General features: G+C 48.0%; 19 protein-coding genes. 15 read left to right on the forward strand and 4 right to left on the reverse strand.

The genetic code is table 11. From position 1 onward, the window contains the following. Together ACIFQN_RS28195 and ACIFQN_RS28200 are read left to right on the forward strand one after the other, a co-directional pair. On the forward strand, window positions 1-469 hold a 469-nt coding region (locus ACIFQN_RS28195), incomplete at its 5' end, for a hypothetical protein (protein ID WP_429836367.1). Window positions 470-658: 189 nt separating this feature from the next. Next, on the forward strand, window positions 659-1,687 hold the full coding sequence (locus ACIFQN_RS28200; protein ID WP_429836368.1) for a phosphotransferase: 1,029 nt from the start codon (window positions 659-661) through the stop codon (window positions 1,685-1,687). Between the two features lie 68 nt (window positions 1,688-1,755). On the opposite strand, the gene ACIFQN_RS28205 is transcribed toward ACIFQN_RS28200, so the two are convergent. After that, window positions 1,756-3,744 (reverse strand): bifunctional 2',3'-cyclic-nucleotide 2'-phosphodiesterase/3'-nucleotidase, encoded by a 1,989-nt coding sequence (locus ACIFQN_RS28205; RefSeq protein WP_429836369.1) that lies wholly within the window; start codon window positions 3,742-3,744, stop codon window positions 1,756-1,758. A 185-nt stretch (window positions 3,745-3,929) separates the two neighbouring features. On the opposite strand from ACIFQN_RS28205, the gene ACIFQN_RS28210 reads away from it, so the two are divergent. Continuing rightward, a complete protein-coding gene (locus tag ACIFQN_RS28210; protein ID WP_429836370.1) occupies window positions 3,930-4,508 on the forward strand; it encodes a BofC C-terminal domain-containing protein in 579 nt (192 codons plus the stop codon). A 22-nt stretch (window positions 4,509-4,530) separates the two neighbouring features. On the opposite strand, the gene ACIFQN_RS28215 is transcribed toward ACIFQN_RS28210, so the two are convergent. Then, entirely contained in the window at window positions 4,531-5,631 is a 1,101-nt protein-coding gene (locus ACIFQN_RS28215) for a hypothetical protein (RefSeq protein WP_429836371.1), read from the reverse strand. 114 nt (window positions 5,632-5,745) lie between these two features. Between ACIFQN_RS28215 and ACIFQN_RS28220 the strand changes: the two genes are divergently transcribed. The 9 genes from ACIFQN_RS28220 (at window position 5,746) to yajC (ending at window position 13,272) form a co-directional block, all read left to right on the forward strand. Further along, entirely contained in the window at window positions 5,746-5,937 is a 192-nt protein-coding gene (locus tag ACIFQN_RS28220; protein ID WP_429836372.1) for a hypothetical protein, read from the forward strand. 149 nt (window positions 5,938-6,086) lie between these two features. Beyond that, entirely contained in the window at window positions 6,087-6,587 is a 501-nt protein-coding gene (gene ruvC / locus ACIFQN_RS28225; protein ID WP_429836373.1) for a crossover junction endodeoxyribonuclease RuvC, read from the forward strand. Then, complete coding sequence (gene ruvA / locus ACIFQN_RS28230) at window positions 6,584-7,201, forward strand: Holliday junction branch migration protein RuvA (RefSeq protein WP_429836374.1); 618 nt, start codon at window positions 6,584-6,586, stop codon at window positions 7,199-7,201. Before ruvC ends, ruvA begins: the two co-directional genes overlap by 4 nt. Before the next feature lie 4 nt (window positions 7,202-7,205). Then, entirely contained in the window at window positions 7,206-8,204 is a 999-nt protein-coding gene (ruvB, locus tag ACIFQN_RS28235; RefSeq protein WP_429836375.1) for a Holliday junction branch migration DNA helicase RuvB, read from the forward strand. Continuing rightward, window positions 8,201-8,419: a DUF2905 domain-containing protein gene (locus ACIFQN_RS28240; RefSeq protein WP_429836376.1), complete on the forward strand. Its 219-nt coding sequence runs from the start codon at window positions 8,201-8,203 to the stop codon at window positions 8,417-8,419. The genes ruvB and ACIFQN_RS28240 overlap by 4 nt, the downstream gene beginning before the upstream one ends. A 252-nt stretch (window positions 8,420-8,671) precedes the next feature. Next, window positions 8,672-10,612, forward strand: a complete 1,941-nt coding sequence (locus ACIFQN_RS28245; protein ID WP_429836377.1) for a SpoIID/LytB domain-containing protein — start codon at window positions 8,672-8,674, stop codon at window positions 10,610-10,612. A 41-nt stretch (window positions 10,613-10,653) separates the two neighbouring features. After that, complete coding sequence (queA, locus tag ACIFQN_RS28250) at window positions 10,654-11,682, forward strand: tRNA preQ1(34) S-adenosylmethionine ribosyltransferase-isomerase QueA (protein ID WP_429836378.1); 1,029 nt, start codon at window positions 10,654-10,656, stop codon at window positions 11,680-11,682. Between the two features lie 117 nt (window positions 11,683-11,799). Continuing rightward, window positions 11,800-12,930, forward strand: coding sequence for a tRNA guanosine(34) transglycosylase Tgt (gene tgt / locus ACIFQN_RS28255; protein ID WP_429836379.1), 1,131 nt, complete (start codon window positions 11,800-11,802; stop codon window positions 12,928-12,930). Between the two features lie 15 nt (window positions 12,931-12,945). Then, the gene (gene yajC / locus ACIFQN_RS28260) at window positions 12,946-13,272 is read left to right on the forward strand and encodes a preprotein translocase subunit YajC (RefSeq protein ID WP_429836380.1); all 327 of its coding nucleotides are present in this window, start codon (window positions 12,946-12,948) and stop codon (window positions 13,270-13,272) included. Between the two features lie 51 nt (window positions 13,273-13,323). On the opposite strand, the gene ACIFQN_RS28265 is transcribed toward yajC, so the two are convergent. Beyond that, window positions 13,324-13,725, reverse strand: a complete 402-nt coding sequence (locus tag ACIFQN_RS28265) for a TIGR04086 family membrane protein (RefSeq protein WP_429836381.1) — start codon at window positions 13,723-13,725, stop codon at window positions 13,324-13,326. Window positions 13,726-13,858: 133 nt separating this feature from the next. Between ACIFQN_RS28265 and corA the strand changes: the two genes are divergently transcribed. Beyond that, window positions 13,859-14,836 carry a magnesium/cobalt transporter CorA gene (gene corA, locus ACIFQN_RS28270; protein ID WP_429836382.1) on the forward strand — a complete coding sequence of 326 codons (978 nt, stop codon included), beginning with the start codon at window positions 13,859-13,861 and terminating at the stop codon, window positions 14,834-14,836. A gap of 70 nt (window positions 14,837-14,906) precedes the next feature. Beyond that, window positions 14,907-15,617 (forward strand): DUF421 domain-containing protein, encoded by a 711-nt coding sequence (locus tag ACIFQN_RS28275; RefSeq protein ID WP_429836383.1) that lies wholly within the window; start codon window positions 14,907-14,909, stop codon window positions 15,615-15,617. Window positions 15,618-15,620: 3 nt separating this feature from the next. On the opposite strand, the gene spoVB is transcribed toward ACIFQN_RS28275, so the two are convergent. Then, window positions 15,621-17,207, reverse strand: coding sequence for a stage V sporulation protein B (spoVB, locus tag ACIFQN_RS28280; RefSeq protein WP_429836384.1), 1,587 nt, complete (start codon window positions 17,205-17,207; stop codon window positions 15,621-15,623). An 88-nt stretch (window positions 17,208-17,295) separates the two neighbouring features. Between spoVB and ACIFQN_RS28285 the strand changes: the two genes are divergently transcribed. Then, window positions 17,296-17,532: a post-transcriptional regulator gene (locus ACIFQN_RS28285; protein ID WP_429836385.1), complete on the forward strand. Its 237-nt coding sequence runs from the start codon at window positions 17,296-17,298 to the stop codon at window positions 17,530-17,532. Window positions 17,533-17,708 lie beyond the last annotated feature (176 nt).

The raw sequence follows: 17,708 nt of genomic DNA on the forward strand, positions 1-17,708 counted from the left end.
CAACGCAGGTAAGTCCACTGCCGCCGATGAAGCCGCCAACGCAGGTAAGTCCACTGCCGCCGATGAAGCCGCCAACGCAGGTAAGTCCACTGCCGCCGATGAAGCCGCCGAGCCAGGTACGACCAATGCCTCCGACAAAGGTGAGTCCATACCAGCAAACGCGCCCAAGCCGACCAACACCGTGTCCGCCTGGTACTGCGCCGTTGAAAAGACCGACATACCCGCAAAGACCCTATCTGGGACCCGAGCATATGCCCCCGCAAGTGTCACCGTACATGATGCCGTTTCCGCCGATGCCGATGCCGATGCCTTTTCCGATGCCGTGTCCACCAATGCCAATGCCCTATCCGATGCCATTCCCATCAATGCCAATGCCGATGCCGTGTCCACCAGCGCCATTACAACGGCACCGAGCGAGAAGACTGATTTGCCCAGATCAGGTAGAGTCGTCCTCTTCGTCATCGTGTGATTGTCCCCCAGATGATGAGATGAATGATAAGCGATATGGAAATTACAAGACTAGCCGAGGTCCTCAGCCTTTTCGCAACAACATGATGTTTCCTCCCTCCCCGTGTATGTCTTCCATGCCTGAAAAAGGGGTATGGCCTAACTGGGGAGATGGACATGATGAATCCTCTGCTTATTGAAAGGGACGGGTATGAACAAGGGACTCATATCTTCACTTGAAAAAGCGTTTCGCTGCCAAATTCACGGGGTAAAACCGAAGCGGAATGTGAATCTGTTGAAGACGGACCGGGGCCATTGGATCATCAAAGGTTACAAACAGGTAGAAAAGGCAGTCTGGGTTACTGAGCTAGCTGATGCCTTGCGAGAAAAAGGCTTCCTGCACACGGTTCACTATGTCTGTGATCTGGCAGGAGCGAAAATATTTCCATATGAAGATCGGTATTACACGATCATGAAAATGATTGATGGACAGGAAGCCGATAATGGTTCTTTAAATGATGTTAAAAAAACTGCGGAGACCCTTGCGCGTTTTCATGTAGCTGCGCAAGGATTTCCCGTCGCAGGGGCGTACGCCTATGAAGGAAAGCTGGCCCTGCTGGACAAATGGGAAAGCCGATTAGAGTATTTTGAAAGGTTAACATGGTCCATTGAACAAAACGGTCCCCAATCGAAACTGGAGCAGATCATTCAGCAAATGTCTGAGGCTGTCATAAGAGATGGACAGGAAATCCTCCAATCGGCTTACAAGCTGCCGCTCACTCCGGAATTGTTTGCCGCGATGGAGAGGGGAACATTGGCGCATCGCGATGTAGCGAGCCATAACTTTCTTTTGACGCAAAGAGGGAGCTGCTACCTGATAGATCTAGATACTGTAGGGCATGACCTGCAGCTGGTAGATCTCGTTCAGTTGATGTCACGGATGCTCTTGATGCAAGACTACCGTATCGATTCGTTTGTAGAGGCGATGGAGGCTTACAGTAAAATTAACTACTTGAGCGATACTCAAATCTGGGCGGTCCATCAATTGCTACGCTATCCGGATAATTTTTTGCGTGAGGTAACAGGTCTTTACAGCAGCCGCCCTGGTTATCATGCACGTGGTGTTTTGCAGCTTCTTCAAATGGAGGGCAAACTGTACCGGAATCGTCAGAGCTTTTTGGAAGCTGGTGAACGGATTTTTCAACGTTCGCCATGGGGGCATTACCACTTTGTGGGATAATTCCATGAGATTCTTGGTGCGAAAAAGAAAAACATCCCTCTGTTCGGAGGGATGTTTCTTTGTCTGCCTTATTTGGAAGCGGACTTGGACAAATCAATCGAGAATTTAGCAAAGCCATTTTCCAGTACGTTGATGAACTTCAGGTTAGACATTTTCTCTGCAAATGGTTTCGCATCTGGAGAAGAAGTAAACGTAACATTAACTTTGGCATTCACTGGAGCGAATGACCAGTTATTGTCTGCAGCAGGGTTAATGTCCTTTTGATTCAAGATGTAGTCGATTACTACTTGGCGGTTTTCATCCGGAGAATCAATGACGATGTTTGAGCCGTCCAGGCCAGGGAAAGAACCGCCGCCGCTTGCACGGTAGTTGTTGGTTACAACGATGAATTTATCTTCTGCTTTTACAGGCTTACCGTTGTACGACAGATTTTTAATGCGGTTTGCACCTTTGTTGGCAAGTGTGCCGTCAATCGCGTATTTGGACGGTTGGGTTACGTCGATTTGATAAGTAACGCCGTCAATTACGTCAAAGTTGTAAGTAGGGAACGCCTCGTTGACCAATGGTTGCTCTTCCGATTTTTTCACATCAATTTGGTTAAACTGACCAGCAGAACGCTCCAGCCACTCTTGGAGTGTGGAACCATTGATCAATACTGCTTTCAGTGTGTTTGGATAGATGTACAGATCTGAAACGTTTTTGATAGCGATGGTGCCAGCAGGGATGTTGGTGTAGTAGCTTGCGCCGTTACGTCCGCCTGCTTTAAATGGTGCACCAGCGGAAAGAACAGGGATGCCATCATACTCGGTTCCCTTGATATTTTTCTCAACAAACCATTTTTGGGCATTGGTCACGATCTGGATAGACGGATCATCTTGAACCAGGGCAAAGTAACTGAAGATCGGAGAAGCGGTCTTTCCTACTGCAGAGCGTACCCACTCTACTGTGTGATCATGATCTTCTTTTACCGCAGCGAGAACCGTTTGATCGGCGTCAGCCAGAGAAGCTTTATTTGCTTTGTCGTAGATAGGAATTGCTTTGGAAGTGGACTCAGCTACTTTCCATTTCCCGTTTGCTTGAGTGAGAGTTAGGTCAATCACTCCCAGGTTGTTGCCCCAGTAGCCAGGCATTACAGCAGGCTTGCCATTGATGGTTCCTTTTGCACCATCAACGCCCGGGATGTTTTCAAAGCCAGGACCTGGGAATACCAGGTGGGAGTGACCGAACAAAATCGCGTCAATACCTTCAACTTTGCTCAACTGGTAGCTTGCGTTTTCCAGGTTGGCTGCAGCTTCTACTGGACCAAGTCCAGAGTGAGGAACAGCGACGATGATGTCTGCACCTTTTTGTTTCATCTCAGGGATGAATTTTTTTGCAGTCTCGATAATGTCCTTGGTAATAACCTTGCCTTCCAGGTTTGCTTTGTCCCACTGCATAATTTGCGGAGGTACGAAGCCGATGACGCCTACTTTCAAAGTCACTTCTTTACCGCTTTCGTCCTTGAATTTGCGTTCGAGAATTTGATAAGGAGTAAATACGTTTTTGTCGTTATTCGGGTTATTGTCTTTGTCATCTACGTAGACGTTGGAGTTGATGTAAGGGAATTTGGCACCTTTTAAGCTGCGATCAAGGTGCTCCAAACCAAAGTTGAATTCATGATTTCCAATGTTTCCGAGATCGTAATTCAAGAGGTTCATCGCTTTGTACACGGGATGTGTCTCGCCGTCCTTCAACGGGTCGATTTTTGCTACATAATCACCCAGCGGGTTACCTTGGAGCAAATCGCCGTTGTCGATCAAGATGCTGTTTGTAGCTTCTTCGCGTGCTTTTTTGATCAGGGTAGCCGTTTTGGCAAAGCCGAATTCGTCAGTAGACTTATCTTGATAGTAGTCGTAATTGACAATGTTTGTGTGGATGTCTGTTGTTTCCAACAAGCGGAGCTTCAGAGTGGAGCTGGATGCGGCGCTTACAGGAGTAAGAGGGAAAGAGATGGCGCCAACAACCAATGAACTGCTTAGCAGAAACGCAGCTAGCATTTGTTTGTTTTTCTTCTTCATGTTTTGCATAACCTCCATAAGTTTACAATAATGCCATGCAAAAATAGTTTATCACTAGAATAGCTTAAATGGTAGATACTCCCTGTAAATATGTCGTAAATTACGAATCTTGAGAGATTCAGGTATGGCCCCTTTCTTTACTGGCGAGAATAGGAAAAAAGAATGAAGAAGGGGTTCATCACGCTATGGAAAGAAATAGAAGGTGGATGGTGTATGCTTCGTGGTCGGTAGCGCTTTTGACCGGTCTTCTTGCGGGCATCTTTCTAGTCGGCGGCGGTAAGGAGCCAGGCCTATTGCGCCAATTGTTTTCCACAGGATCATCTAGCTCGGTGGAAGTGGCAGGTAAGCCGTACAAACTGGTTCTCGCGCGGACATATTTGTGCGGAGTGCGGGATGAAGAGCATAAGGCGACGAGCATCAGTCATCTCGCTGATACGATGGTGGATTATAAAGGCTGGGAGATCGTTTCGGCTGATTCAACCAAAATGATTCTCATGAAAAGGGAGCAAGACATCGCGCCCACCTGCAAGGAAAACGGACATTTCGGCATATCGGCAGATGGTATGTTGACCTTGTTTCACGGCGTTCCAGCCGAGCAAGAGGTAGTTCAAACCTTTTATCGAATCAATACAGCCAAGATGGAAGCCAGCCTGTCGAAAGAGGAAGTGGAGAATCTGAAGCGAGGCATTCGTGTGCGTGATCTGGCTGAGTACAATAGCATTTTGTCTACGTATGGAGAATTCCAGCTAAGTGAAGACTATTAGGCTGCCCGGATAGAGGCAGCCTTTATTTTTTCATCTCAATTGACACGATGCGCCAGCGTTCCAACGGCGAGGAACGCCTTAGAATGAAATTCCACCGTTCGGCTTGATCGGCGCCATTTTCGGTGAAATAATCGACCTGGACGGGGATCTCTACGAGGAACGGACCGACTTCATCTGAAGGGATGATCGCCTTCGTTTTTTTTACCGATACAACAAAACCCAGTCGCGTAGGCAATGGGAAGCCATCTGTAGCCATCCGCATCGCGTGATCGTCATGTTCATGAAGGGCTGTGAGAAAATAGCCCACCAATTGTTCTGGCAAAGCACTCATCATCGTGCCGGCCAAGGCCCCGGATGCTTTTAGGATCATGAGGCTGTGACTCGGATCAGGCTCCTTGCGGCGATGCGTAGAGCTGCCCAAGAAGTGGATACAGAAGTGGCCAGGAAATTCGTTTCCTTTAATCGCTCCGGCACCATGGGGCATGCCGTGCATGGACGCCGCATAATAAATGCCGTCGACTTCAACTAGGATAGCCCGCCGTTTCCAGCTCCACTTACCCTGGTAAATGTTTTTCATGATCATCGTATCGTTTTTGGTAAGCGGCTGGACGTCAGCATGGCGACTGCCGGCTCTTCGCTGGATGTCAAAATGTTCACCAGTCTCCAAATCAATGACTGTGGCATAGTCCATTCGTCCGAATGACTTTTTTACCTGATTCCAATGTACAGCCTGACCGTAGTGAACCTTTTCAACTGCCAGCACGAGTTCTTCCAGTCGATTTTTCATTTGTTTGCTTAACAAATACTGCTTGGGTTTGTTTTTTGCAAACAGATGCCCGTTGTGGTCGTATTCAAAAGTGCGCTGATTTACTGTCAGATAAGCGCGACTCCAATGCGGGTGTGGAGTTGCCGGTATATGCTTGGCACGCAGCAGTTGCGAAGCGAATTGTTTATCGTGAAAAGTAAGGGTAGAAAAAAACATCGACGCTGGAGAAACAGAGACCGAGATTCTGATTTCGTCTTTTGCTTTTGCATCAGCTACTCTCGCCAAAGGCAGGACAGAGAACAAAAGGATCAGACTGTATAGGAGCAGCATGGAACGCCGCAAATTGAACACCTCCACTGGTATAGCTTCTCCATTTGCACGGTGAAATGACGAGCAAATCTTGGTATCATAAGCACCTGGCTGTTTTGCCATACTGTGTTCATACGGCGGTCCAAGGAGGAGTCTTTTAGCATGTCTTCGATGCCAAGAGGTAGCTACAAAGACCAGTTCCACCAGCGTTTGTACGTTCAATTGAACCAAGGACACAACAAGCTCAATTATCGCCAAATCAACATGATTAACGAGCAGATGCAAAGTGGCGTCGACGAATACGCCCATATGCAGCATGATGTGTCAGACCTGCTAGGGATGAACAAACACTAGATGATGACGCCGTATAACCTGTTCCCTATCTATGGGAGCAGGTTTTTTCAATATTACCGGCTTGGTGATTTGCATGGAAATACACGTTCGCTTTTTAGACGCTTTGTGATACAGTAGAGAGTAGAATCTTTGCAAGCGGAGTGTGGACCATGCGCATTTTAGGAATTGACCCTGGTATTGCGATCGTTGGATTCGGGGTTCTGGATAAACAGGGCAGCCAATTGCGTCCCGTCCAATATGGCAGTATTCAAACCGAAGCGGGCTTACCTGTACCGCTGAGACTCAAACAAATTTTTGAAGCCATGCAGAGCCTTTTGGAAACGTATCGTCCTGATGAAATGTCTATAGAAAAACTTTACTTCAATAAAAACGTGACGACAGCCTTTACCGTGAGCCAAGCGAGGGGCGTGATTCTATTGGCCGCCGAGATGGCTGGTGTGCCTATCTATGAATATACGCCGATGCAAGTCAAGCAAGCGGTGACTGGCTACGGTGGCGCAGAGAAAAAGCAGATTCAGGAAATGACCAGAATGCTTCTGAAGCTAAAAGAAATACCAAAGCCTGACGACGTGGCGGATGCACTGGGAATAGCCATTACGCACGCACAGTTCCGGGCGTTCATTTCCATTTCGGAAGGGGCTCAAAAATGATTGATTTTATAGAAGGCACATTGTGCTATCTGGATTCAGAATACATAGTGGTAGAGACGGGCGGTATTGGTTATCGACTATTTTGTCCGAATCCTTACCAGTTTGTCCGCTACGAAGGCAGCAAGATCAAATTATTTACGCACCATCACGTCCGGGAAGACGCGATCTTGCTTTACGGATTCGCTACTCGTGACGAACGAGATCTATTCCGAAAGCTTCTTGATGTGAGCGGGATCGGGCCCAAAAGCGGCCTGGCGATTCTGGCCGCAGCGACGCCTGAGCAGCTCGTCATGGCTGTCCAACAGGAGAATGTTACGTATTTGACGAAATTTCCGGGGATTGGGAAAAAGACAGCACAGCGCATCATTCTGGATTTGAAGGATAAATTGGTAGGATATACGCCATCTGCGATTCTGACGATAGCAGCAGGGGATCTAACGGCGGGAGAACAGGCTGTTTCTGCGCTGAATGAAGCACTGGATGCCTTGACTGCCCTCGGTTACTCGGATGGCGAATTGCAAAAAATAAGAAATACGCTTTCAGAAAAAGCCAAGAATGGCGATGGAGTGGAAAAGCTCATCAAACAGGGGCTTGCTTTGCTCATGAGGGGGTAGGATTTTGGATCAGCGGATCATCACGACGCATATGAATTGGGAAGAGGATGCAGCGGAGCTGAGCCTCCGTCCCCGTTATTTAAACGAATATATCGGTCAGCAGCAGGTTAAGGAAAATTTGAAGATCTTCATAGAAGCAGCCAAGATGCGTAAAGAATCGCTGGATCACGTCTTGCTGTACGGTCCGCCAGGTTTGGGGAAAACTACACTGTCACAGATTATCGCAAACGAACTCGGGGTGAATATCCGGACGACCTCTGGACCGGCCATTGAGCGACCGGGGGATTTAGCCGCCATCCTGACCAACCTGCAGGAAGGGGACGTTCTGTTTATCGACGAAATTCACAGGCTGAACCGGAGCGTAGAAGAGGTTCTTTATCCTGCCATGGAAGATTTCGCGCTGGATATCATCATCGGAAAAGGACCGAGTGCCCGCAGTGTCCGACTTGATTTGCCACCTTTTACGCTTGTAGGAGCGACGACTCGGGCAGGCATGCTTTCTGCGCCGCTGCGGGATCGTTTTGGCGTAGTGAATCGTCTGGAATTTTACACGGTGCCTGAGCTCGCATTCATCGTGTCTCGTGCGGCAGACATTCTCCAAGTGGTCATTCGCGAAGGAGGAGCAGAAGAGATTGCCCGACGTTCCCGCGGAACCCCGCGTGTGGCGAACCGCTTGCTGAAGCGGGTGCGTGACTTCGCACAAGTTAAGGGCGAGGGCATTATCACAACGGAGATCGCCAAAGAGGCACTGGAGAGGCTCCAAGTGGATGCCTGCGGTTTGGACCATATCGACCATAAGCTGCTTCTGGCTATCATCGATCGCTTCGATGGCGGTCCGGTAGGGCTGGATACGATTGCAGCAACGATTGGAGAGGAGTCCCAAACCGTCGAAGATGTTTGTGAGCCTTATTTGATGCAAATTGGCTTCATGCAGCGGACACCGCGTGGGCGTGTGTTAACACCTAGCGCATACCAACACTTTGGGCGGGAGATGAAATCGTGAATCCTGTAGCCAAGCTACTGATCATTGGTGGAGCTGTCTTGATCGTCATCGGTCTGCTGTGGCAGCTAGGCGGCCGTTTCTTGCCGCTCGGAAGATTGCCTGGAGATATTGTCGTGGAAAAGGAAAACGTCAAATTTTACTTTCCTGTTGTGACATGTATCGTGATTAGTATTGTACTGTCCCTAGGGATGTACTTGTTCCGTTTGTTTAAATAGGAAAACGCCAATGCCATCGGAGCAGACTGTTCCGATGGTTTTTTGTACAGATAGGAATTTATAAAATTCCTATCCAGTATAAGTGCAACCGCGGCTTCGCCAAAAGGTATGGCGTAGCCAGGTTTTCTAATGTGGAGGTGTTTGGTACCAAATTGAGAAAAAGGGCAGGAGAATGACTTGTGATTGTCGAAAAACATGGGAGTTGATGCCAATTTTTGACGAATTCAGGTGAAAGGAAGGACGATGGACGACATGAAGAAGAAATGGATGGGAAGAGTCCTTTCGGTGGGCCTGATCACAGTTGCTCTCGTGGGAGGACAAGTACCTGTAAAAGCTGCTAGCGACAACATCAGGGTTGCGCTCTTTGTGGATACAGGGCAAGGGTATCGGGGAGTAGTCCCTTCGGTTACGTTAACCACTGAAAAAGGAATGGAAGTAACACTGACTGGCCCCGGAGGCAAAACAGAGTTACCTGATTTAAAAGGAGATGCAGCCCGGTATCGGGTTGATGAATATCATCTTGTCGTTCTAGAAACGAATGACTGGAATCACGCACAACAGGTAGCCCAGCAAATGAGCCAGCGCAAATATGAGGGTTCGATTCAGGTAGCAGGCCGCAACGGACAGACTGTCTACCAGGTCGTAAGTGGAACATACGACACGTATCAGACGGCAACCGCTCAGGCAAAAACGGTGTCTCAAGCGACAGGGCAAAAGCCGATTGTAAAAGGCCCTTTTAGGATGGAAGCAGGTCAATTCAAGAGCTTGAATGAAGCACAGAAATGGCAGGCGGCATTCGAACAGAAAGGAATTCCCGCTTATCCCGTCATCCTATCAGATGGAGGAAAAGCAAACTATGCGGTATGGATCGGCGATGAGGTTAGCTATGATGCCGCATCGGCATTAGCACGCAAAGCAATTGTCTCTTTTCCTGGCTTCTCCTATCAACCGCCTGCCAGTCAGTCTTATGTCGTATTGAAGCAGGATGCGTACGGTTCCCCAGATGAAACCATATGGAAGTACGTATTTTCCCCGCAAGCCAAGCTGACTGCCCGGGCAAATAAAGCAGGTTCTGAATCTTTGATCAGAGTAGTGGAGCGGGATCAGCGAATGTATCGAGGCGAGATGGAGCTGTCTGAATACAATGGTCACCTCACACTTGTTAATGAACTGCCGATGGATGACTATTTATATGGAGTTGTTGGCTCTGAAATGGCTCCAGACTGGCCGGTTGAAGCATTGAAAACACAGGCTGTGCTGTCGAGGACACGGGCGGTTTGGCAAGGCAATAAGTACGGGATTGCAAATGTTTCGGACACAGTTATCGAACAAGCGTATTACGGCATTGCAAAAGAATCCGACGTTGTTCGTGAAGCTGTGGACGAAACGAGGGGTGAAATTATTTACTACCAAGGCAAGCCAGTCGAGTCTCTGTTCTATTCAAACGCTGGCGGTATGACAGCGGATGGTACGGAGGTATGGGGAAATCCGGTCCCTTATTTGCGATCTGTAATGAGTGATGATACGTACCCAATGGAAAGAGCAAACCTATGGTACCGCGTGATGTCGTCAGATGGAACGACTGGTTATGTGCGAAACGATCTGGTAACAGACACTGGCAAGAAAAATGCAAAAGGCCAAAGAGTGGCTGTCATATCGAGTGAGAATACAAATTTGCGCTCTGGTCCAAGTACGACTTATCATCGGGTGTTGTCCACACTGCCTAGCGGTGCAGAGGTTGCCGTTATTTCCGAAGAGGCGGAGGAAAATGCCTATTCGTGGACACGAGGTCCATATACCCCTGCCGAGCTTGCTGTGATGATCAATGCGAGCCAGGATAAATACAAGGCTCCGCGCATTTCAGGGAACGTCGTAAGCCTGAAAGTTACGGCACGAGGTCCATCAGGACGTGTGATCGCAATGGAAGCAAACGGTACACCGATAGCAGCATCTTCGCCGGATGCATTTCGTTCGATTTTTCAACAGGGAAGCACTCCTCTTCGCAGCACGAAGTTTGATGTAGAAATCATTCAAAGCGACAAACAAATGACACCGCTATTTTTGTTCCGCGGCACTGGTTATGGACATGGGCTGGGCGTGTCGCAATACGGAGCCCGTGCAATGGCGGAGAACGGGTATGACTATGAACAGATCTTGCAACACTATTACCAGGATGTGACAATCGAGAAGTAAGTCCTTTGCCACATGATCTGACATAAAGGGAGTAACGATTCGTGGACGTGCAACAATTTGATTTTGATTTGCCGGAGCATCTGATTGCCCAGCATCCTTTAGAAGATCGGACTTCATCCAGATTGCTTGTTTTGCAAAAACAGACAGGAGACATTTTACATCAGCGTTTTACTGATCTGATTGATCATCTGCATCCGGGAGATGTGCTTGTCATGAATGACAGCCGTGTTCTGCCAGCCAGACTGATAGGAGAAAAGGCAGAGACCGGAGCGAAAATAGAAGTCCTCCTGCTAAAATCACTCGGTGACGATCGTTGGGAGACTTTGGTGAAGCCAGGAAAGCGGATGAAGCCGGGAACGGAAGTAGTATTTGGAAATGGACTTTTGCGCTGTGTGTGCGAAGAGGTAACAGAGACGGGAGGACGAATTGTACGTTTTTTATACGAAGGAATTTTTTACGAGATTCTCGACCAATTAGGATCGATGCCTTTGCCTCCTTATATTCATGCACAGCTGGAAGACAGCGAGCGGTACCAAACGGTTTATGCGCGGGAGCGAGGTTCGGCTGCCGCACCGACAGCAGGTCTTCATTTCACCAAGCCTTACCTGGAGAAAATTGAGGCAAAAGGAATCCAGCTGGCTTACGTGACGCTGCATGTTGGGCTTGGGACTTTTCGACCTGTTGCGGCCGATTCTGTAGAAGAGCATGTTATGCATGCGGAGTATTATGAGGTTCCCGAAGAAACGGCAGAACTGGTGAACCGGGCAAAATCAGAGGGCAGACGGGTGATCGCGGTCGGAACGACTTCATGCCGTACACTGGAGACGATAGGGCGCGCCAATGGGGGAAGGCTGGTAGCGACATCCGGCTGGACCGATATTTTTATTTATCCCGGGTATTCCTTTTCGATTCTTGACGGGCTATTAACGAATTTTCACTTGCCGAAGTCTACGCTCGTGATGCTCGTTAGTGCACTTGCTGGCAAAGAAAATGTCATGAATGCGTACAAAACCGCTGTTCATGAAGAATATCGCTTCTTCAGCTTTGGAGACGCGATGCTTATTCTATAAAATGGTGAACATCCCACCTGTATAAGTGTATCCTTATTAGTCAGGTGGGTTTACTTCACTCAGAAGTTTTTCTATAATAGGAAAGACTTACATACATAGCTTGAGGAGTGCAATGATTTGGCTGTACGCTACGAATTAATCAAAACATGCAAGCAAACAGGTGCACGTCTCGGTAAACTACACACGCCTCACGGGACTATTGACACCCCAGTCTTTATGCCAGTTGGCACCCAGGCAACTGTTAAAACAATGAGCCCGGAGGAACTGAAAGCAATCGGAGCGGGTATTATTCTCAGTAATACCTACCATCTGTTTTTGCGCCCAGGCCATGAAATTGTCAGGGAAGCGGGCGGACTGCACGGATTCATGAATTGGGATCGTGCCATTCTGACTGACTCCGGCGGGTTTCAAGTGTTTAGCCTGAGCAACCTGCGCAAGATTACAGAGGAAGGCGTTTCTTTCCGCTCTCACTTAAACGGGGAAAAGCTGTTTATCGGACCAGAAGAAGCCACCCAGATCCAGAATGCCTTGGGTGCAGATATCTTTATGGCTTTTGACGAATGTGCTCCCTATCCGGCTGAGTACGACTATGTGAAGCAATCAATGGAACGGACGACTCGCTGGGCAGAGCGCTGCTTGAAGGCGCATGCTCGCCCTAATGAACAAGCCTTGTTTGGCATCGTTCAAGGCGGGATGTACAATGATTTGCGTGCACAAAGTGCTCGTGATCTCGTTTCCATGGATTTTCCGGGCTACGCGATTGGTGGCCTCAGCGTGGGAGAGCCGTTTTCAATGATGTACGAGGTGCTGGAACACACGGTTCCACTGCTTCCAACCAACAAGCCCCGCTATTTGATGGGGGTAGGATCGCCGGATGCATTGCTGGACGGCACGATCCGGGGAATTGATATGTTTGACTGTGTATTGCCTACACGTATCGCGCGAAATGGGACATGCATGACAAGCCAAGGCAGACTGGTTATTCGCAATGCCAAGTATGCTAAGGATTTTACTCCGCTAGACCCTAATTGCGACTGTTACACCTGCAAAAATTACACCCGTGCTTACATCCGACACCTGGTCAAGTCGGAGGAAACCTTTGGTATTCGTCTCACTACCTACCACAATTTGTACTTCTTGGTGAAGTTGATGGAACAGGTGCGTCAGGCAATTGCCGAAGACCGCTTACAAGATTTCCGCGACCAGTTTTTCGCTCAATATGGATTGGGTGAAGATAGATCTTTTTAATCGAGGGGGATTTTCATGGATGGCTTAACTAATTTTTTACCGATCATTATCATGTTTGCGATTTTCTACTTCTTGCTGATTCGTCCGCAACAAAAGAAGGCCAAACAGCGTAATGCTATGCTCGCAGCAATCAAAAAAGGCGACAAGATCGTCACAATTGGTGGTATGCATGGTACCATTCAGGAGCTTTCTGATGATAGTGTTACCTTGCGCATCGCTCACAACGTGAATGTAACGTTCGATCGAGGAGCTATCAATAGCGTAGTTTCCGCAAGCAATGAGCCGGCTGCGAAAAGTGAGCCTGCAAAAGTCGAAGAAGCAAAAGAAGAATCCAAATCATAAAGGAAAAGCAGGTGGGGAGCTCCCGCCTGCTTTTTTGTACACCCAAGGCTTCTAGCGTCTTGGTTTGATTCCTTTTGGCTTGTGGCTGGAATTTGCGGAGTTTACTCCGAAGATGCCGCCGATGCCAGCGATTGCAAAGGCTACCAAAAGAAAGAGGAATGTGTTCCATTGCATAGGGGCATCAAAGCCTAAAAAGCCGATCAAAATCACGAGGAGAAAATAGGAAAGTCCGGTTAACCCGCCGTAGTACCAGCCCTTGCCGCCGCAGCGTCGCCCTGTTACGAACCCACCTGTCAACAGACCAATGGCATTGATGACATAAGTAAAGTAGGGCAGAGAACCTTCGCGCATATTAGTGAAGCTAAGAAGAATAGTTGCCAGCAATGCGCCAATCAAGACGAGACCTGTCGTATACAACAGTCCTGTCAGTACAGAGGTGGATGCACTCCGCACAATATTACCCCCCTCACTGCTCAAGTGTTTGTACCATCTATATGAGAGGCTTGGCAGACGTATTCATCTTCGCGTTGAACATTGAAGGGAATTTTCGTATGATGGATGAGGAACATGACGGGGGTGAAAAAAGATGATTAAAACCTACTTTTACAACCACTCAGAGCAGAAAATGTTTCATGATGTTGATTTGGCTACCAAGGATCAATGGCTGAAATCTCCTGAGGATCTGCTCTGGATTGATCTGTATGATGTGGGAAACAATGAACTTCCCTATATTGCCAAGATCTTCGACTTTCACCAATTGGCAATTGAGGACTGTTTGCACGTCAGTCCACGTGCCAAGGTCGATAAGTACGATGATTATTATTTCTTCGTCTTTCACGCCCTACGTTACAATGAGGAGAGCGACGACGAAATTACTACGGTAGAACTGAACGTTTTTCTCGGCCCGAATTACATCGTCACGATTCACAAATCTCCGATGAACACAATCGGGCGGATCGCAGCTATGTGCCATCGTAACATTTCCTATTTAAACCGCGGTCCGGATTATTTGCTTTATGCGATTGTGGACGGGATTACCGATGAGTATTTCCCGATTATCGACAGGATTAGTGTGCGGATTGACGAGTTGGAAGACGAGATTTATGAGCACCAAATGGAGGAAATCACGGAAGAATTCCTCGCGTTGAAGCGAACGATTATTTTGATTCGTCGTGTCATTATGCCGCAAAAACGAATCTTCGCCAACGTCAATGGCCGCTATTCTTTCGACATTTCCGAGGAAAACGTTCCGTTCTACAGTGACCTTACCGACCATCTTGAGAGGATTTCTGATTCTACAGAGACCTTCCGCGATCTGGTAAATGGTACATTGGATACGTACTACACCATCATCAGTGCGAAAACAACGGAGACAATGCGTGTACTGACCATTATCTCCACGATTATCCTGCCGCTTACATTTATCACGGGACTGTTCGGTATGAACACATTTGCTTGGCTGGGTGAGCAAGCAGAGCCGTATATGCTTGTGGTAGCCCTGGTAATCATGCTAGGTATGACGTTTACCATGTTAAAAATCTTTCGCAAAAGAAAGTGGCTGTAATTGGCGCTAATAGTTGGACGCCCCTATGCTAAAGACTAGTAACAAATGTTCTTTAGGGGGGCGTCGTGAAGTGGAAGAACTTGCTACAGCATTGCCACGCACCCTTTTCTCGTATTTTTTTCTCCTGATCATTTTGCGGATCATGGGGAAGCGCGAGTTGGGGAAGCTGTCTGTTTTTGATGTTGTCATCTCTATCATGCTTGCAGAAATGGCCGCTTTGGCGATTGAAGACGTTGACAAACCGGCCATGCTTTATTACATACCAATGCTGCTCATTTGTTTTCTGGAAGTTGGACTTGCTTACTTCGCACTTAAAAGCAAAAAATTCCGCGATGTCGTGGCAGGTTCCGCAGATTTGATTATTGAAAACGGTGAAATTAGAGAGCACGCGATGCGCAGGAATCGGCTGAATATGGATGATCTCATGGTGCATCTAAGGCAAAAGGATGTCAAAAACATTGCTGATGTAGAATTTGCCGTAATGGAACCGACAGGTCAGATGAGTGTCTTTCTAAAGGAGCCAAAGGAAAGCGTTACACGGGAAGACTTACATCTCCCAGACAGCAAGCCGACAGGTCCGGTTTTTTATAAAGGACTTCCGATTCCATTGATTCTAGATGGCAAGGTCAGAGAAGAGGCGTTGCACAAAATCGGTCAAAACCAGCTTTGGCTGAAGCGAGAAATTCGGAAATACGGTATCAAGGACATACGAGAGGTTTCGTTTTGCAGCATCGATGATCGTGGGATCATGTATTTGGATAAAAAAGATAAGCCGCAATAAAGCTCAGCGGCGTGGGAAAAACACTGCGAGTTGTTCCCCGATCCAGGGGATGCGACGCACATCCTGTTTCCCCAAGACGCGCATCGCTATGAGCAGGACCAGATAAAGCAAAAGGCTTGCCAGTGTGCTCATGAGAAGCAAGCGCCCTGTCGATGATTCGAGGAACAGGTGATTCGCCATGTAAGAACCTAAGTAACCCATGGCCAGCATGGCGGCACCAATTTTACCGAATTCCCACAGATCAATCGTGAACCCGATCTTTTTAATCAAGCTCGCAAAATGCAGGAGTGTCCCCAAGGTGATGCCGATGTTCATGGCAATCACGGCTCCGTGAATTCCGAATGCTGGATGGGCTGTAAACAAAAACATGGCTGCCGTTTTAATGATGGCACTGATGAGTGTATTGCGAAATACGACCTGAGCAAAGTCAAGGCCTTGCAAGGCTGCTGCCAGTGGAGCCTGGAAGAAGAGGAAGACAGAAAATGGAGCCAATTCCTTTAAAAGGGTGCCGACTTCCAAGTACTGACTTCCGTACAGAAGAACGCAGAGAGGCTCAGCAAAAATGGTAAGTAATACTGTGCATGGTGCTCCTATGACGAGTGTAATCCGCATTGCTTGATAGATGCGCCGATGCACGAGAGGAGCATTATTTTGATAGGCGGCTTCTGCGACAGCAGGAACGAGGGAAACGGACAAGGAATAGGTTAAAAAAGTAGGAAACAACAAAAGAGGTACAGCCATGCCTGCGAATTGTCCATAAAGACCGGTAGCAGTCGATGTAGGTAATCCGGCAATAACGAGGGCGAGAGGCACTAGCATGGGCTCCAGGACGTAAGCAATGGAACCTATGACACGGCTCATGGTGACAGGTAAGGCAACATGAATCAATTGAGCCATGTTAGCCTTGCTTGCTGAGAAGGCTGATAATATCCGCTTTTCCAAAATCCGGGCGGCTGTTTTTTTACTTCCCTTCCGGTATTGCCAGAGGATGTACAAAAGTCCGGCGGCTTCTCCGAAAATAATGCTGGCAACGGCTCCGGCTGTGGCATACTCGATCCCCGAAGAGAGAAAGGTAATGGTCATAATTACGACCAGTGCCATTCTGACTACCTGTTCCAATAGCTGGGATACAGCGGTGGGTACCATGTTTTGCCTGCCTTGGAAATACCCGCGCAGCACCAAGGAAATACTCGCAATTGGGATAATTGGTATGGCTGCAAGCATGACTACATGGGCTCGGCTGTCTGCAAAGAGCGCTCCTGCGATCCAGTGAGAAAAGACCAGGAGTATGGTGCAGACGACAATGCTGATCCCGCTGGCTACAGATAATGCTAATAACAGGTACTTTCGGGTGAGACGTGGATTGTTTGCCGCTTCTGTTTCTGCTACTTGTTTGGCGATGGCTACCGGCAGACCAAATGTTGTCACAGTAATCAGAAAGTACAAGAGGGGCACAACCATCTGGTAAAGCCCCATTCCTTCGGCACCTATAATGCGCGATAGTACGATCCTGTGAGCAAAGCCAAACACCTTCGTGATGCCACCAGCAATAATGAGGATGACCGTCCCGTAAAAGAATGACTGTCTCATGGAAGGCTCCTTTGCTTTCGATAAATTCACTCAGTAAAGAATATGGACGTGCCGCTGTCGGCATGACTACTTTGAGGGGGAAACAGGAATGGACCAAGCGCAAAAGCAGGAATGGTATGGGCAAGTAGCTAGTCTTTGCCGGAGCAAAGCAGAAGAATTTGCGTTGCTCGGTTACGAAAACGTGGCCGCCGAAGAGATCTGGGAGTGTGTCACACAGGGGTACAAAGAAGTCCCCGCTATGCATCGTCTGGTCAATGATATCCTGTCCTTGAAGCCGAATAAGTACATGAATTACCTGATGATTCAAATGTATAAAAACTCGTAGTCGAGGTACCGGAATTTTATATTGAAACTTCCTCCCCTCACATTCGTATACGTAAATTGCGTAATATCGACAAGGGGTTGGTTACCATGGTTAGCTTTTCCAGCAATAATTGACACGTTTTTTCATACTTCGCTATAATGGGCATATTGGTTTCTCGTCTAGGACGGGACCTTGTA

It is taken from the genome of Brevibacillus sp. NRS-1366, assembly GCF_050467985.1.

Excerpts from the sequence above, each read along its gene's own strand:
- ACIFQN_RS28200 (WP_429836368.1), top strand. The coding sequence starts at position 659 with ATGAACAAGGGACTCATATCTTCACTTGAAAAAGCGTTTCGCTGCCAA.
- ACIFQN_RS28205 (WP_429836369.1), bottom strand. The coding sequence starts at position 3,744 with ATGAAGAAGAAAAACAAACAAATGCTAGCTGCGTTTCTGCTAAGCAGT.
- ACIFQN_RS28210 (WP_429836370.1), top strand. The coding sequence starts at position 3,930 with ATGGAAAGAAATAGAAGGTGGATGGTGTATGCTTCGTGGTCGGTAGCG.
- ACIFQN_RS28220 (WP_429836372.1), top strand. The coding sequence starts at position 5,746 with ATGTCTTCGATGCCAAGAGGTAGCTACAAAGACCAGTTCCACCAGCGT.
- ruvC (WP_429836373.1), top strand. The coding sequence starts at position 6,087 with ATGCGCATTTTAGGAATTGACCCTGGTATTGCGATCGTTGGATTCGGG.
- ruvA (WP_429836374.1), top strand. The coding sequence starts at position 6,584 with ATGATTGATTTTATAGAAGGCACATTGTGCTATCTGGATTCAGAATAC.
- ACIFQN_RS28245 (WP_429836377.1), top strand. The coding sequence starts at position 8,672 with ATGAAGAAGAAATGGATGGGAAGAGTCCTTTCGGTGGGCCTGATCACA.
- yajC (WP_429836380.1), top strand. The coding sequence starts at position 12,946 with ATGGATGGCTTAACTAATTTTTTACCGATCATTATCATGTTTGCGATT.
- corA (WP_429836382.1), top strand. The coding sequence starts at position 13,859 with ATGATTAAAACCTACTTTTACAACCACTCAGAGCAGAAAATGTTTCAT.
- spoVB (WP_429836384.1), bottom strand. The coding sequence starts at position 17,207 with ATGAGACAGTCATTCTTTTACGGGACGGTCATCCTCATTATTGCTGGT.
- ACIFQN_RS28285 (WP_429836385.1), top strand. The coding sequence starts at position 17,296 with ATGGACCAAGCGCAAAAGCAGGAATGGTATGGGCAAGTAGCTAGTCTT.